Annotated in this window: 14 protein-coding genes; 11 read left to right on the top strand and 3 right to left on the bottom strand. The window is 69.5% G+C overall.

Features of this window, described 5'->3' with window-relative positions:
* Positions 1–453 (top strand): DNA-directed RNA polymerase subunit alpha C-terminal domain-containing protein (locus tag ABT004_RS24275; RefSeq protein WP_351340581.1); only part of this gene is annotated, 453 nt, incomplete at its 5' end.
* Between the two features lie 102 nt (positions 454–555).
* Here ABT004_RS24275 and ABT004_RS24280 read toward each other — a convergent pair.
* Complete coding sequence (locus ABT004_RS24280; RefSeq protein ID WP_351340584.1) at positions 556–1,773, bottom strand: MFS transporter; 1,218 nt, start codon at positions 1,771–1,773, stop codon at positions 556–558.
* Between the two features lie 251 nt (positions 1,774–2,024).
* Between ABT004_RS24280 and ABT004_RS24285 the strand changes: the two genes are divergently transcribed.
* The 5 genes from ABT004_RS24285 to ABT004_RS24305 all read left to right on the top strand — a co-directional run bounded on the left by ABT004_RS24285 (position 2,025) and on the right by ABT004_RS24305 (position 8,150).
* Positions 2,025–2,873: an oxygenase MpaB family protein gene (locus ABT004_RS24285; RefSeq protein WP_351340587.1), complete on the top strand. Its 849-nt coding sequence runs from the start codon at positions 2,025–2,027 to the stop codon at positions 2,871–2,873.
* A gap of 83 nt (positions 2,874–2,956) precedes the next feature.
* Positions 2,957–3,988 (top strand): TIGR03842 family LLM class F420-dependent oxidoreductase, encoded by a 1,032-nt coding sequence (locus tag ABT004_RS24290; protein ID WP_351340590.1) that lies wholly within the window; start codon positions 2,957–2,959, stop codon positions 3,986–3,988.
* A gap of 108 nt (positions 3,989–4,096) precedes the next feature.
* Entirely contained in the window at positions 4,097–5,608 is a 1,512-nt protein-coding gene (locus ABT004_RS24295) for an NCS1 family nucleobase:cation symporter-1 (RefSeq protein WP_351340593.1), read from the top strand.
* 252 nt (positions 5,609–5,860) lie between these two features.
* On the top strand, positions 5,861–7,351 hold the full coding sequence (locus ABT004_RS24300) for an NCS1 family nucleobase:cation symporter-1 (RefSeq protein ID WP_351340596.1): 1,491 nt from the start codon (positions 5,861–5,863) through the stop codon (positions 7,349–7,351).
* A 58-nt stretch (positions 7,352–7,409) separates the two neighbouring features.
* Positions 7,410–8,150: an aspartate/glutamate racemase family protein gene (locus ABT004_RS24305; RefSeq protein ID WP_351340599.1), complete on the top strand. Its 741-nt coding sequence runs from the start codon at positions 7,410–7,412 to the stop codon at positions 8,148–8,150.
* A 1-nt stretch (position 8,151) separates the two neighbouring features.
* On the opposite strand, the gene ABT004_RS24310 is transcribed toward ABT004_RS24305, so the two are convergent.
* Positions 8,152–8,829 carry a hypothetical protein gene (locus tag ABT004_RS24310; RefSeq protein ID WP_351340601.1) on the bottom strand — a complete coding sequence of 226 codons (678 nt, stop codon included), beginning with the start codon at positions 8,827–8,829 and terminating at the stop codon, positions 8,152–8,154.
* A 207-nt stretch (positions 8,830–9,036) separates the two neighbouring features.
* Between ABT004_RS24310 and ABT004_RS24315 the strand changes: the two genes are divergently transcribed.
* Positions 9,037–9,438: a cold-shock protein gene (locus ABT004_RS24315; RefSeq protein WP_351340604.1), complete on the top strand. Its 402-nt coding sequence runs from the start codon at positions 9,037–9,039 to the stop codon at positions 9,436–9,438.
* 12 nt (positions 9,439–9,450) lie between these two features.
* Here the strand turns inward: ABT004_RS24315 and ABT004_RS24320 are convergent, their stop codons facing one another.
* The gene (locus ABT004_RS24320; RefSeq protein WP_351340606.1) at positions 9,451–10,089 is read right to left on the bottom strand and encodes a TetR/AcrR family transcriptional regulator; all 639 of its coding nucleotides are present in this window, start codon (positions 10,087–10,089) and stop codon (positions 9,451–9,453) included.
* A 55-nt stretch (positions 10,090–10,144) separates the two neighbouring features.
* Between ABT004_RS24320 and ABT004_RS24325 the strand changes: the two genes are divergently transcribed.
* The 4 genes from ABT004_RS24325 (at position 10,145) to ABT004_RS24340 (ending at position 15,956) form a co-directional block, all read left to right on the top strand.
* Positions 10,145–11,623, top strand: coding sequence for an MFS transporter (locus ABT004_RS24325; RefSeq protein ID WP_351340609.1), 1,479 nt, complete (start codon positions 10,145–10,147; stop codon positions 11,621–11,623).
* Entirely contained in the window at positions 11,620–13,122 is a 1,503-nt protein-coding gene (locus ABT004_RS24330; RefSeq protein ID WP_351340612.1) for a sulfatase-like hydrolase/transferase, read from the top strand. The genes ABT004_RS24325 and ABT004_RS24330 overlap by 4 nt, the downstream gene beginning before the upstream one ends.
* Positions 13,123–13,326: 204 nt before the next feature.
* Positions 13,327–14,937: an ABC transporter substrate-binding protein gene (locus ABT004_RS24335; protein WP_351340614.1), complete on the top strand. Its 1,611-nt coding sequence runs from the start codon at positions 13,327–13,329 to the stop codon at positions 14,935–14,937.
* A 65-nt stretch (positions 14,938–15,002) separates the two neighbouring features.
* Positions 15,003–15,956, top strand: coding sequence for an ABC transporter permease (locus tag ABT004_RS24340; RefSeq protein ID WP_351340659.1), 954 nt, complete (start codon positions 15,003–15,005; stop codon positions 15,954–15,956).

The following is a 15,956-nucleotide window of genomic DNA, read 5'->3' on the forward strand; positions in this document are numbered from 1 at the left end:
AAGCTGATCGTCGACGTCGAGACCAAGCAGGCGATGCGTCCGCGTGACGCCATGGCCTCCGCCGGTAAGACGCTGGTCGAGCTGTTCGGTCTCGCCCGCGAGCTGAACATCGACGCCGAGGGCATCGAGATGGGCGCGTCGCCCGTCGACGAGGCGCTCGCCGCCGACCTGATCCTGCCGATCGAGGAGCTCGACCTCACCGTCCGCTCGTACAACTGCCTGAAGCGCGAGGGAGTCCACTCCGTGGGCGAGCTCGTGGGCCGTTCCGAGGCCGACCTGCTCGACATCCGCAACTTCGGTTCGAAGTCGATCGACGAGGTCAAGGCGAAGCTGGCCGGCATGGGCCTGGGCCTGAAGGACAGCCCGCCCGGATTCGACCCGACCGCCGCCGCGGATGCCTTCGGCGCCGACGACGGCGCGGACGCCAGGTTCATCGAAACAGAGCAGTACTGAGCCACGCGCCGCAGCCGCATCTGCCCCTACCGCCGCCCCATGGGTCGCCGCAGTCCGAGGACTCGGCGCCATGGGGCGGTTGGGGTGCTGGGAGCGTAGCGGTCAGGGCTTCGTCAGCGTGACCTGGTCGGTCTGTGCCGACGACTCGGGGGTGGACGAGGCGACCACGTCGGAGTGGCGGGCGCCGCGGTCCATGAGGCCTCCCGCGAAGGCCAGGCCGAGGCCGGCGACGGCGAGTGCCGCGCCCACCAGGGCGGGGGAGGTCCAGCCCCAGCCCGCCGAGATGGCCTGGCCGCCGAGCCAGGCGCCGCCCGCGTTGGCGAGGTTGAAGGCGGAGTGGTTGGAGGCCGCCGCCATGGTCGGCGCCGCGTCCGCCTTGGCCATCAGCAGCATCTGCACGGGCGTCGTGATGAGGGAGCCGAGCGCTCCGACGAGGGCGATGACGATCAGCGCGGGCACCGTGCTGTGGACCGCGAAGTAGAACGCCACGAGCGCCGCCGCGAGCAGGGCGAGTCCCGCGTACAGCGTGGGCCGCAGGGCGCGGTCGGTGAGCGGGCCCGCGAGCAACGTGCCGAGCGTCATGCCGACGCCGTAGAGCGCGAGGACCAAGGTCGTCGAGGAGTCGGAGATGCCCGTGACGTTCGTCAGCATGGGCACCAGGTAGCTGTAGACGGCGAAGAATCCGCCGAAGCCCACCACGGCCGTGGCCAGGCCGATCACGACCTGCCGGTTGCCCATCGCCCGCAGCTCGTGCCGGATCCCGGTCTGTCCGCCGCGCGGCTGGTGCGGGACGAAGAGGGCGAGCGCCGCGAGGGCGACACCACCGATGACGGCGACCGCCCAGTAGGCGGAGCGCCACCCCAGGTGCTGGCCGAGGGCCGTGCTCGCGGGGACGCCGACGATGTTCGCGACGGTGAGGCCGAGGAACATCTTCGAGACGGCGCGGGCCGCCCGGTCGGGCGTGACGAGCCGGGACGCGACGACGGCGCCCACACCGAACAGCGCGCCGTGCGGCAGACCGGCGAGGAAGCGCGCGGCGAAGAGCAGGCCGAAGTTCGGGGCGAGCGCCGACGCGACGTTGCCGATCACGAAGAGGCCGGACAGGAGCAGCAGCAGCCGCTTGTGGGGGATGCGCGCGCCGATGCCCGTCAGGACGGGGGCGCCGACGACGACACCGAGCGCGTACGCGGAGACGAGGTTGCCGGCGTGCGGCACCGACACGCCGATGCCGTCGGCGATCTGGGGCAGCAGCCCCATCGTGGCGAACTCGGTGGTGCCGATGCCGAACGCGACAACGGCCAGGGCCAGCAGGGCCAGCATGGTGCGGGGAGCCTTTCGAAGAACGGGAGGCCGGTCCCTGGGACAGAGATCGGCCGACAACCGTGCAGCAGCGGGACAGACCCGCGAATTCCGCGTTCGACCCACACGTCGCCGTGACCTCCGTCACCCGCGCCCGCGTGCCGTGTACGGGCGTGGTCGGTCTTGATCCTTGAAGGTGGCCGTACGAAGGTGGGGCGGCGGGCACGTCGGGGAGCGGCCCCGCCGTGCGCCACGGCCCAAGGAGGACCAGCGTGCGGCGCGACCACTGGATACGACAGATCCGCCGGCTCGACCCCGACACCGACTACCACGAGATCTACGGCATCAGCTCGTCGTACGAATTCCCCTGGGACACCGTGCAGGCCCTGGGGTTCGCCCTCTACCGGACGTACGCGGTGCCGAGCATCGGTCAACTCCTGAACCGCACCGGCGAGTTCACCGAACGCCCGCAGAAGCGGTACGACGACACGGTGCTCATCCTCGACGCGGTCGGCGAGCACGGTCCCGACACGGGGGAGGGGCGCGAGGCGGTGCGCCGGATGAACCGGATGCACGGCGCGTACGACATCTCCAATGACGACTACCGCTACGTCCTGTCGACCTTCGTCGTCGTGCCCAAGCGCTGGATGGACGCCTACGCGTGGCGGCCGTACTCGCGCCACGAGGTGCGCGCGGCGACCAATTACTACCGGGACCTCGGCCGGCGCATGAACATCAAGGGCATCCCGGAGACGTACGAGGAGTTCGAGCGGCTCATGGACGACTACGAGCGGCGGCACTTCGCGTACGACGCGGGCGGGCACGCGGTGTCGGAGGCGACGCTCGACCTGATGGCGTCCTGGTATCCGGGCCCGGTCGGCGCTGCCGTGCGCCGGGCCTCCGTCTGTCTGATGGACCCTCCGCTGCGTGCCGCGTTCGGCTACAAGGACCCGAAGCCGGCCACCGAACGGGTGGTGCGCGGCGGGCTCAGGATGCGCGGCCGGCTCGTCGGCCTGCTCCCGGCGCGGAGCACGCCGCGGCACGGCCGGGACAGCAGCACCGTGCGCGGCTATCCGAACGGGTATCGAATCGCCGACCTCGGCACGTTCCCCGGCCGGTGACAGAAGCTGGACGCGCGTAGAGCCCCTCTTGCCAAGCCCCCACGGGAGGTCCACGATTGTCCCTTCCAAATGAGGGGCTTCCCATGGACTTTGGACTTGTCCTGCAGACCGACCCGCCGGCGTCCGCGGTCGTGGACCTGATGAAACGCGCCGAGCGCTCCGGCTTCACGTACGGGTGGACCTTCGACTCGTGTGTGCTGTGGCAGGAGCCGTTCGTCATCTACAGCCGGATCCTCGCGGAGACCGAGCGGCTGACGATCGGTCCGATGGTCACCAACCCGGGCACGCGCACCTGGGAGGTGACCGCCTCGACGTTCGCGACGCTCAACGACATGTACGGAAACCGCACCGTGTGCGGCATCGGGCGCGGCGACTCCGCGATGCGGGTCGCAGGCCGCAAGCCGAACACGCTCGCGCGGATCAGCGACGCGATGAAGGTGATCCGCGCGCTGGGACGGGGCGAGGAGGCCGACCTCGGTGGCGGCTCACTCGTCCGCTTCCCCTGGGTGCGCGAGGGCGCCGAACTCCCGGTCTGGATGGCGGCGTACGGGCCCAAGGCGCTCAAGATGGCCGGTGAGGAGGCCGACGGGTTCATCCTCCAGCTCGCCGACCCGTTCCTCACCGAGTGGATGGTGAAGGCCGTGCGGGACGCGGCGATCGCGGCGGGCCGCGACCCCTCCGCGGTGAAGATCTGCGTCGCCGCGCCCGCCTACGTCACGGCCGACGACTCGCCGGAGGCGCTCGCCCACGCGCGCGAGCAGTGCCGCTGGTTCGGCGGCATGGTCGGCAACCACGTGGCCGACCTGGTGGAAAAGTACGGCGCGCACTCCGGCATGGTCCCCGACGCGCTGACGGAGTACATCAAGGCGCGCGAGGGGTACGACTACGCGCATCACGGCCGCTCGGGAAACCCGGACACGGCGTTCGTGCCCGACGAGATCGTGGACCGCTTCTGTCTGCTCGGCCCGCCCGCCGCGCACATCGAAAAGCTGCGTGAGCTAAGGGAGTTGGGCGTCGATCAGTTCGCCCTGTACGACATGCACGACGCGAAGGAGGCGGTGATCGACGCGTACGGCAGGGACGTGATCCCCGCGGTCAACGCGATCAACCAATAAGGCACGGCGCAACACCCGTACAAGGCAAGGCAGTTGACGGCACCGCACCCGCACGGCCGCTGTTCCCGTCTCCCTCCGCAGAGTCTCCCTCCGCAGAACGGACTGCCCATGACCGACACCGCCCCGAGAGCGCCGCTGCCCGCGGTGGAGCTCGCCGCCGACGCCTATCCGGCCGACAGCCGCTACGCAAATGAGGACCTGCGCCCCGTCCCGCTCGCCGACCGCCGCTGGACCACGTACAACTTCGTGGCCCTGTGGATCGGGATGGCGCACTGCATCCCGTCGTGGACGCTCGCGTCTGGGCTCGTCGCCCTGGGCATGGACTGGAAACAGGCGGTCCTCACGATCGCCCTCGCGAACGTCATCGTCCTGCTCCCCATGCTGCTGACCGGGCACGCGGGACCCAAGTACGGCATTCCCTTCCCGGTCCTGGCGCGGGCCGGCTTCGGTGTCCGCGGCGCCAATCTGCCCGCGCTGGTGCGGGCGGCGGTGGCCTGCTGCTGGTTCGGCATCCAGACGTGGATCGGCGGCCAGGGCATCTTCGTCCTCCTCGGGAAGATCTTCGGAGGGTGGACGGGAGCGGCCGAGGTCGGCGGCTATCCGTGGACCCTGTGGCTCTGCTTCTTCCTCTTCTGGATCCTCGAACTCGCCATCATCTACCGGGGGATGGAGACGCTGCGCCGCTTCGAGAACTGGGCGGCGCCCTTCGTGCTCGTCGGCGCGGTGGTGCTGCTGGTGTGGATCGCGAACAAGGCGGGCGGCTTCGGCCCGCTGCTGGACGAGCCGTCGAAGGTCGGCTGGGGCCCGGACTTCTGGAAGATCTTCTTCCCCGGCCTGATGGGCATGATCGGCTTCTGGTCCACACTGTCGTTGAACATCCCGGACTTCACGCGCTTCGGGAAGGGGCAGCGGGCGCAGGTCTGGGGCCAGACGTTGGGCCTGCCGACGACCATGACCCTGTTCGCGCTGATGTCGGTCCTGGTGACGGCGGGCTCCGAACAGGTCTACGGGGCGCCCATCTGGGACCCGGTGGCGCTGGCCGCCAAGACGGACAGCGTGTTCGGCCTGCTCTTCGCGCTGATCACGGTCTTCGTGGCGACGATCTCGGTGAATGTCGCGGCCAACGTGGTCTCACCCGCGTACGACCTGGCGAACCTGGCGCCGAAGCTCATCAGCTTCCGGACGGGCGCGATCATCACGGGTGTGGTGGGCGTCCTGGTCATGCCATGGAAGCTGACGTCGACACCCGAGCTGTACATCTTCACGTGGCTCGGCGTGGTCGGGGGGCTGCTCGGCACCGTCGCGGGCATCCTCATCGCCGACTACTGGATCGTGCGGCGGACGGTGCTGCACCTCGCCGATCTGTATGTGCGGGACGGGCGTTACTGGTACCGCGGCGGCTGGAACTGGCGCGCCGTCCTCGCCTTCGCGGTCGGCGGCGTGCTGGCCGTCGGGGGCTCGTACTCGACGCTGAACGCGAAGGGCGAGAAGGCGGGTCCGTTCCCCGTGGACGGGCTGATCCCCTTCCTCAAACCGCTGGCCGACTACGGCTGGGCGGTGGGCCTCGCGGCGTCGCTCGTGCTCTACGTGGTGCTGATGGTGGGGCAGCGGAGGGACTGACTCGGATTCTGTGACCTCCGACTCATTGACGGACCCGCACTTCATCGGGTTTGGTATACCAAATCGGTAGTGCGGGTCCGACGTGTGTGCGGCTCACCAAGTGCCCAAATCGGGCGGCTAGTTCATCTGTGAGGAAACGGTGTTTTCTTCGCGTACGCCTATTGATTACCGCAAAACCGAGCCGTAGCGTCTTCCCGCCAAGAGGAAACGAGATTCCTCATCGCGGAAATTGTGGACCTCCAGGAGCGCGTCATGGCTGCCGTGCACGAACAGACCCCCACCGCCGGTGTCGAAGGACCCGCCCGCACGAGTCCGGGTCTCTACAGTCCCGATCTGGCCCCCACCAAGAAGGAGGGGCGCCGCTGGGGCGCGTACAACGTCTTCACGCTGTGGGGCAACGACGTGCACAGCCTGGGCAACTACGCCTTCGCCGTGGGCCTGTTCGCGCTCGGGCTCAGCGTCTGGCAGATCCTGATCGCCTTCGCGGTCGCCTCCGCCTTGCTCTTCGGACTCCTCACGCTCTCCGGCTACATGGGCCAGAAGACCGGCGTGCCGTTCCCCGTGATGAGCCGGATCGCCTTCGGCACCCGCGGGGCGCAGATCCCCGCCGCCGTGCGCGGGGCCGTCGCCATCGCCTGGTTCGGCATCCAGACGTATCTCGCCGCCGTCGTGCTCGGCGCCGTGGTCAAGAAGCTGGCGCCCGGCGCCGCCTCGCTCGACCACAACTCGATCCTGGGCCTGTCCACCCTCGGCTGGATCACCTTCCTGGCCCTCTGGGTCGTCCAGGTCGTCATCGTCAGCTACGGCATGGAACTCATCCGCAAGTACATGGCCTTCGCAGCGCCCACCATCCTCATCACGATGTGCGCGCTCGCCGCCTGGATCTTCGTCAAGGCGGACATGTCCATCGCGGTCTCCACCGGCTCCGCGCCCACCGGGCTCGACGCCTGGCGGCAGATCCTCGAGTCCGCCGCGCTGTGGGTCGTCATCTACGGCACCTTCGTCCTGAACTTCTGCGACTTCACCCGCTCCGCGAAGAGCCGCCGCGCCATCGTCGCGGGCAACCTGGTCGGCATCCCGCTCAACATGCTCTTCTTCGCCGGCATCGTCGTCGTGCTCTCCGGCGGCCAGTTCAAGATCAACGGTGCGGTCATCTCCGGCCCCGAGGACATCGTCGCGACCATCCCGAGCACGCCGCTGATGGTGCTCGCCTCCTTGGCCTTCATCGTCCTGACCATCGCGGTGAACCTGCTCGCGAACTTCGTCGCGCCCGTCTACACGCTGGTCAACCTGTTCCCGCGCAAGCTGAACTTCCGCAAGGCCGGCATCGTCAGCGCCGTCATCGGGCTCGTCATCCTGCCCTGGAACCTCTACAACAGCCCGACCGTCGTGAACTACTTCCTCGGCGGGCTCGGCGCCCTGCTCGGCCCCGCCTTCGGTGTCGTCATGGCCGACTACTGGCTCGTCCGCAAAACGCGGGTCAACGTCCCCGACCTCTACACCGACGCCGCCGACGGCGACTACCACTACCGGTCCGGGTTCCACCTGCGGGCCGTCGGCGCGTTCGGCCCGTCCGCCGCCGTCGCGGTCGTGATCGCCCTCGTCCCCGCGTTCAAGTCGCTCTCCGGATTCTCCTGGTTCATCGGCGCCGGACTCGCCGCGCTGCTCTACGTCGTCCTCGCGGACCGCAGCCGCACCGCGAACGACGTGGACGGCGAGGAGATCGCGGTGCCCGCCGCCTGACCCACCACCCGCACCACCAGCACCACGCGTACGAACTCAAGAAAGCTGTGACCCCGCCATGCGCATTCTCGTCTGCAACGTCAACACCACCGAGGACATGACAGAGAGCATCGGTGCGCAGGCCAGGGCCGTGGCCTCGCCGGGCACCGAGATCGTGCCGCTCACCCCGGCGTTCGGCCCCGACTCCTGCGAGGGCAACTACGAGAGCTACCTGGCCGCGATCGCCGTCATGGAGACGGTCCGCGCCCACCCGGAGCCCTTCGACGCCGTCGTGCAGGCGGGCTACGGCGAGCACGGCCGCGAGGGCCTCCAGGAACTCCTCGACGTGCCGGTCGTCGACATCACGGAGGCCGCGGCCAGTACGGCGATGTACCTCGGCCACAAGTACTCCGTGGTCACCACGCTCGACCGGGCCGTGCCGCTCATCGAGGACCGGCTCAAGCTGGCCGGGCTCACCGACCGCCTCGCCTCGGTGCGCGCCAGCGGGCTCGCCGTGCTCGACCTCGAACGGGATCCGGACGCCGCGGTCAAGGCCATCGTCGAGCAGTCCGCGCGGGCCGTGGAGGACGACCGGGCCGAGGTGATCTGCCTGGGGTGCGGCGGCATGGCGGGCCTCGCGGACGAGGTCGGGGCGCGTACCGGTGTGCCCGTCGTCGACGGTGTCGCGGCGGCCGTGACCGTGGCCGAGTCGCTCGTACGGATGGGCCTGAGCACGTCGAAGGTGCGTACGTACGCGCCGCCGCGCCCGAAGCGGTTCAAGAACTGGCCGCCGAACCAGGGCCGACCGAGCCAGGGCTGAGTCAGGAGTCCTTGCCGGAGGAGTCTTTGTCCGAGCCGAGGGAGGCCGCCGCTTCCCCGGCGGCCTTGCGGGCGCCCTTGATCACGGTGTCGTTCGACGGCGCGCCCTTCGACTCGAAGTCGCTGCCGTTGTAGGTGACGGTCAGCAGCATGTTCCCCGCGCGGACCGTCACGACGGACTCACGGGTGTCCTGCTTGTCCTTCGTCGTGAGCGAGCTCGTCACGCGCGCCTCGTCCCCGAGGCCCTTGAGCGGGCTGGTCCGCTTCTCGCCCTCCCCGGACGCGAACGCCTTCTTCGCCAGGTCGTCGGAGTCCTTCACCTCGAAGGAGACATCGAGCCAGCGGTAGTCGTACCCCTTCAGGGCGCTCCACGAGCAGCCGCGGCGGATCGACTCGTCGGTGGCCGACAGCTCCTTGCCCGCCGTCTTGGCGTCGGGCACGAGGGACGTGACCGTCGACTTGGGCAGCGACTCGCAAGGGGCCGGCGGCTTGGCGAAGGTCTTCGAGGCCACGGTCTTGCCGGGCCCGTCGGGCGAGGAGGACGACTGCGGCGCCGACTCCGAGCCCTTGCTCGCGGACTGCTCGGCCATGGGCCCGGAATAGGCCCAGCCCGCGCAGGCGAGCACGGCGACGGGCAGCAGGCGTGCGGTCAGGGTGACCGGGAGCGGGAGAGAACCCACGGCGTACGTCCCTTACGTCAGGGCGGGCGGGGGACGCCAGTCTCACATGAGTTGCTGTGTGCGGATACCGCCACTTCCGTCACCGCGACATCACACTGGGGCGTCGGGGGTGGTGGGTCCGTCGGATCGCCGGGGCGGACCGGTAGGATCCGCTCACGTTGTTGGAGGCCGCGAACACTGGGTTCGCCGAGGTGGTTGGGGGTCTGTGTGGTTGCTGGTCGTGTGGTGCGCTTCGACGGAGCGCGTGGTTATGGATTCATCGCGCCGGACGACGGCGGCGAGGACGTCTTCCTGCATGTGAACGATCTCCTGATCCCCGAGTCGTACATCCGCACGGGCCTCAAGGTCTCCTTCGACATCGAGGACGGCGACCGCGGGCCCAAGGCCTCTTCGGTGCAGCTCGCGGAGGGGGCCTCGGCTCCCGCGCCCGGCCGGCACGCGGCCGAGGGCGACGACGTGCTCTGCGACGTGCTGCGGGTCGACGAGTTCACGAACGAGGTCACAGAGCTGCTGCTGCGCTCGGCACCGACCCTGACGGGTGAACAGATCCTGGCCATCCGCCGGGAGTTGGTGCAGAGCGGCCGTAAGCACGGCTGGGTGGACAGCTGATCGGCCCGCCGCTCACCACGGGGTGTCCTCCGACACCTCGGCGGTGAGCACCGCCACCCCGGCGTCGACCAGATCGGCCGCGAGCAGGCGTTGGTCGCCGGGGTCGGCCCCGGCCTCCAGCAAGCGCTCCCGCTGCGCGAGCGTGTGCAGCAGCAGCCCGATGAAGAAGTCCCACCTGTTCTCCCTTACTCGGTCCGGGAGTTCGGGCATGCAGTGCGTGATCCGGGAGTGCAGGCGCAGCAGGCCGCGCGTCCACGGGTGCGCCCTGAGGTCGTTCGGAGCGATGCCCTCCACGTACATGGCGTTGACGACGAACCGCAGGAACCGGCTGGGCCGCCCGGGATCCTCCAGGCGCTCGACCATCGGGCGCACCAACACCCCGGTAAGTGCCCGGAGTTCCTTGCCGCGGCCCTGTGCGTCGATCGCCTCCAGTAGCTCCAGCTGGCGTGCCGTGGTGACGGTGAGCCGGTCCTCGTAGATCGCGTCGATCAGGCCCCGCTTCGTGCCGAAGTGGTAGGCGACCGCGGATGTGTTGCGCTGGCCGGCCGTCGCGGCGATCTCCCGAAGTGACGTGGCGTGGATGCCCTGTTCGGCGAAGAGGTGCTCTGCCACGTCGATGAGGCGGCGTCGTGTTCCGCTCGTGGTGCCCATGGCGGAGAGTGTCGGTTGTCTTGCTTGTTTAACGCAAGCGCGTTAAGACGTCAGCGTGACCGACACGTCCCGACTTGAAGGCCGCAGCACCGCCGCGTACGTCCTGCGGCTGGTCCCGCTGATCCTGCTCACCGAGGTCGTCGCGCTCGAACTCGCCCTGGTCTACCCGGCGTTGCAGCACATGGCGGCCGGGTTCCGTACCCCCTCGATCGGCTGGACGCTCACCGTCGTGAGCCTCGTCGGGGTGGTGGCGCAGCCGCTGCTCGGCAAGGTCGCCGACGGGCACGGCAAGAAGCGGGTGATCGTGCTCGCGGCCGTCGCCTTCGCATTCGGCTCGCTGGTGTGCGCCGTCGCTCCGAACTTCCCCGTGTTCCTCGCGGGGCGGGCCGTGCAGGGCGTCGCCATGGTGATCGCCCCGGCCGCGTACGGGCTGATCCGCGATGTGTTCCCGGTGCGCCTCGTGCCGGTGGCGATGGGCGCGATCACCACCGGCATCGGGCTCAGCGTCATCGTGGGACCCGTCGTCGGCGGGGTGCTCACGCAGGTCTTCGGCTTCCGGGCGATCTTCTGGTTCTGCCTGCTGTACGCGGTGGTGCTCACGCCGCTCGTCGTCGCCACGTTCCCGGAGTCGGGGGTGCGGCTCCGGCGGCGCGTGGATGTGGCCGGGGGGCTGCTCTTCGGCTGCGGCGCCGCGGGAGTGCTGCTCGCGGTGGGGCAGGGCAGTCGATGGGGGTGGGGCTCGGCGCGGCTGATCGCGGTGGCCGCCGGAGCGTGCGTGCTGCTCGCCCTGTTCGTGGTGTGCGAGCTGCGCGCCGCGCATCCGCTGATCGACCTGCGGCTGCTCGCGGGCCCCGGTCTGCGCTGGACGCTGCTCGCCGCGTTCGGTGGTTCCGTGGCGATCGGCGGGCAGGCGCTCACGCTGCCGCAGCTCGTGCAGACGCCGAAGGGCACCGGTTTCGGGCTCGGCATGGCGCCGCTCGGTGTCGCCATCTTCCTTGTCCCGCAAGGGTTGTTGAGCGCGGCGGGTGGCCCGCTCGGCGGCCTGCTCGCGCGGCGGCACGCGCCACGCACCGGCCTGGTGCTCGCGCTCGGCTGCCTCGTCACGAGTGCGGCGCTCCTGGCGGCGCTGCACACGCAGGTGTGGCACCTACTGCTCGCGGCGCTGTTCGCGGGCGTCGGCTTCGGCTTCTTCTTCGTGTCCGTGTCGAACCTCGTCGTCGAGGCCGTGCCCGCGACACACACCGGTGTCGGCGCCGGAATGATGGGCGTCGCCAACAACCTCGGCAACGCCACGGGCGTCACGGTGCTCGGCGCCGTACTCGCCCAGCACGTCCTCGAAGGACCGGCGGCCGGCGACAAGATCCTCTACGCCGAGCCGGGCTACGTGTCCGCGTTCCTGGTGGCGGTCGGCTTCGCCGCCGCGGCCCTGCTCGTCGCCGCCTTCATGCGGCACGGGCGGACCCCGGCGACCGGCGGCGTGGGAGCCGCGCTCCCGAAATCCCAACTCCCCAACGGAGAAGGTCGGTTGACATGACTCAAGGCCCGAAAGGCAAGCGTCCCAACATCCTGCTCGTGGTCTCCGACCAGGAGCGCCAGCGCGACTGGCTCCCCGCCACGGTCGAACTTCCCTGGCGTGAGCGGCTGTTGGCCGAAGGCATGGAGTTCACCAACTATTGGACGCACTCCTCGCCCTGCTCACCCTCCCGGGCCACGATGATGACGGGCCAGTACGTCACCCAGCACCAGGTCGCCGAGAACGTCATCTTCCCCTGGCAGCCCGAGCTCGACCCCGCCGTCACCACCATCGGCGGCGCGCTGCGGGGGGCCGGGTACCGGTCCTCGTACATCGGCAAATGGCACCTGTCCCGCTCGGCGCGGCCCGACATGGAGGCGTACGGCTACGGGGACTGGGACGGCAACGACCACCACTTCATGGGCCTCGCGGGCACCGGAGTGCACTTCGACCCGGTCATCGCGAACAACGCGGCGCACTGGCTGCGCCGGAACGCGGACGCGCCCGAGCCCTGGTTCCTCACCGTCGCGCTCGTCAACCCGCACGACGTGATGTGGTACCCGATCGACCAGCCCGAATACCAGCGCGCGCACCCCCGGACGATGGAGTTCATCCGCCAGTTCCTCGACGGCGACTGGGGCGGCGGGCAGGCGATCCCGCCCTACGAGCGGCCGTACGACGAGGTGTTCAGCGAACTGCCCGGCAACTTCGACGACGATCTGCACACCAAGCCCGACACCCAGCGGCAGTGGCGCCACGACCAGCAGCACAGTCTCTACGGCCGCATCGACCCGGCCGACAAGGGTGCGTGGCTGCGCCAGCTCGACTACTACGCCCAACTGCACCGCCTCGCCGACGAATCCCTGGGAACGGTCCTCGGCGCCCTGGAGGAGTCCGGTGGCTGGGACGATACGGTCGTCGTCTTCACGTCCGACCACGGCGACATGTGCGGCGGCCACGGCCTGCGCTCCAAGGGGCCCTTCGTCTACGACGAGATCATGCGCGTGCCCTGCTACGTGAAGGCGCCGGGGACGACCCGCCCCGGCACGGTCAGCGACTCCCTCGCCTCGCACGTCGACCTCGCCTCGACGATCTGCGCGCTCGCGGGGGTGCCCGCGCCCGACTCGTTCCGCGGAGTGGACCTCACGCCCGTGCTGCGGGACCCGCGGGCGTCGGTGCGCGACTACGTGCTGTTCGCGCACGAGGCCACGCACACCCGCCGGATCCAGGCGACGCGGTACGCGGTGCGCGGCATGTTCGACGGCCGGTTCAAGTACGCCCGCTACTTCGGCGTCGGCGGCGGGCTCCCCGCCGACCTGGGCGAGCAGCCGGAGCCCTCGACGATGCTCTACGGCCCGGACGCCGACTTCGACGACAACGACCACGAGCTGTACGACCTCCAGGAGGATCCGGGCGAGTTGGTGAATCTCGCCATGGACCGGGCGCGCCGGGTGGAGCTCAGGGAGCGGTTCGGGAAGCTGCGTGCGGTGGAGGGGGAGGAGTTCGCTCCGCTGGACTGACGTGAGCTGAGCTGCGGAGCTGTGGGCAGTCTGTGGGTCCGCGCCCTATTTGCCGCTCGTGTTTATCCAATCTTCACCAAGGGTTGTCCGGATCCCGGACAACCCTCTTGTGTGCGGACTGTATGCGAAATACGTTCTTCCGTATTCGTATTCCTTTGATCGCTCCCCCTCTTCACCCCTCATTCCTGGCGGAGGTATGCCCTCGTGCGCCGAACAGCGGTTGCCCTGACGGCAGTTGTCCTGGCGATGTCCACCCTGGCGGGCTGCGGCTCCCTGCAGTCATCGGCCACGGAGGTGGGCGGGCAGCGGATGTCCGACAACCGTCCGGTCCGTGACGGCGGAACGCTGACCGTGGCCCTCAACGCGGACCCCGACAAGCTCGACCCGACGCTCGCCCAGACCCTCGTGGGCCGCACCGTCTTCGCGGGCATGTGCGAGAAGCTCTACGACGTCGACGAACAGGGCAAGGTCGTGCCGCAACTCGCGACCAAACTGCCCGAGGTCTCCAAGGACGGCCGCACGGTCACCTTCGACGTACGCAAGGACGCGAAGTTCAGCGACGGCACGAAGCTGAACGCGGACGCCGTCGTCACCTCCCTGCTGCGCCACCGCGACCTGGCCGGCTCCGCCCGCGCCACCGAGCTGACCCCGCTCAAGTCGGCGAAGGCCACGGGCCCGTACGGCGTCGAGCTCACCCTGAAGCAGCCGTACGTGCCGCTGACCGCGGTGCTCGCCGACCGCTCCGGCATGGTGATGTCGCCGACCGCGCTGAAGAAGTACGGCAAGAGCTTCACCAACCACCCGTCCTGCGTGGGCCCTTACCGCTTCGTCGAGCGCGTCGGAGGCGACCGCATCGTGGTCGCCAAGGACCCGAACTACTACGACGCCAAGAACGTCCACCTGGACAAGGTGATCTACAAGCCGATCCCCGACGGCAGCGTCCGCCTCGCCAACCTGCGCTCCGGCGACGTCCAGATCGGCGACCAGATGGTCCCCGTCGACGTGAAGAGCGCGCTCACCGACAACAAGCTGCGGCTCTACAACTCGCCCTCGCTGGGCTACCAGGGCATCGGCATCAACGTCGGCAACGTCAAGGGCCTCGGCCAGGCGCCCGGCAAGGTCGACACCGCGATGGCGAAGGACGTCCGCGTCCGCGAGGCCTTCGAGCTGGCCATCGACCGCGACCTCATCAACAAGGTCGCGTTCCAGGGCATGTACGAGCCCGCCTGCGGCCCGATGTCCCCGGCGTCAGCGATCGCGCCCGGTGTGAAGTCCTCCCAGTGCCCGAAGCGCGATGTCCCCAAGGCCAAGCGGCTGTTGAAGGCGGCGGGCGTCAAGGGCGCCGTGCACGTGGAGCTGAAGATCCCCACGACGCCCGAGTGGAGCCGCATCGGCCAGGTCATCCAGGCCATGGTCAAGGACGCCGGATTCGCCCTGACGCTGCGCCCCACCGAGTACGCCACCATGCTCGAGGAGACCGACAACGGCCAGTACCAGGCCTTCCAGAGCGGCTGGTCGGGACGGCTCGACCCGGACGGCAACATCGCGAGCTTCCTCCAGACCAAGGGCGCGATGAACGCCTACGGCCTCGGCAAGCCCGAGATCGACGAGCTGATCAAGCGCGGCCGCACCGAGTCCGACCCCGCCGAACGCGACAAGATCTACGCCGAGTTGATCCGCAAGGTGAACGCCGAGCACACCCTGATCTACCTCTACCGCCAGAAGAACTACGTCGTCACCGGAAAGGACGTCGCGGGCCTGCGCGTCTACGGAGACGGCCTCGTCCGAGTCAAGGATGCGGGGTACGTCAAGTGACGACCGCTCAAGTCGCTGTCAAGAAAGCTCCGTTGAAGAAGTCCGGGCTGCTCTCCGGGCACCCGATGGCGGGGTACGTCCTCACCCGCATCCGGCAGTCCGTCATCACGATGTTCCTCGTGTCGATCGTCGTGTTCGCCGGCATCCGTGCGCTGCCCGGTGACCCGGCGCTCGCGCTCGCCGGTGAGGAGCGCAGCCCGAAGGCGCTCGCCGCGATCCGCTCCGCGTACGGGCTCGACGACAACATCGTGGTCCAGTACGGCCGGTTCATCGGGCACGCGCTCCAGGGCGACCTGGGCAACTCCTCGCGCACCGGGCTCCCGGTCTCCGACGCCATCGCGCAGGCGCTGCCCGTCACCCTCGAACTCGCCGCGCTGTCCCTGCTGTTGGCGATCATCCTCGGTGTCGGCGCCGGTGTCGTCGCCGCCGTGCGGCGCGGCAAGACGGCCGAGTGGATCGCGAACGCCCTTGCGCTCCTCGGGCTTTCGGTGCCGACGTTCTGGCTCGGCATCGTCCTCGTCCTCGCCTTCGCGATCGCCGTGCCGGTCTTCGCTGCCTCCGGCTTCGTCCCGTTCGGCACCGACCCGATCGACAACCTGCGCCGCATGGTGCTGCCCGCGATCGTCCTCGGCTCCGGGCTCGCCGCCGTCGTCATGCGCCAGACCCGCGCCGCGATGCTCGACTCGCTCTCCGCCGACTACGTGCGCACGGCCCGCGCCAAGGGCCTCTCGCGCCGCGAGGTGGTCGGCGGGCACGCGCTGCGCAACTCGCTCGTCACCGTCGTCACCGTGCTCGGCCTGCAACTCGGCCACCTGATCTCCGGCGCGGTCGTCACCGAGCAGATCTTCGTGCTCCCGGGCTTCGGCAAGCTCACCATCGACGCCGTCTTCACCCGTGACTACGCGACGCTGCAAGGCGTGGTGCTGTGCACGTCGTTCGCGTACATCTTCATCAACCTGCTGGTCGACGTGGCGTACTCGGTCATCGACCCGCGCATCCGGCTCGGAGGTGCCCGGTGA

It is taken from the genome of Streptomyces sp. NPDC002790 (assembly GCF_040295505.1).
Lineage (GTDB): Bacteria > Actinomycetota > Actinomycetes > Streptomycetales > Streptomycetaceae > Streptomyces.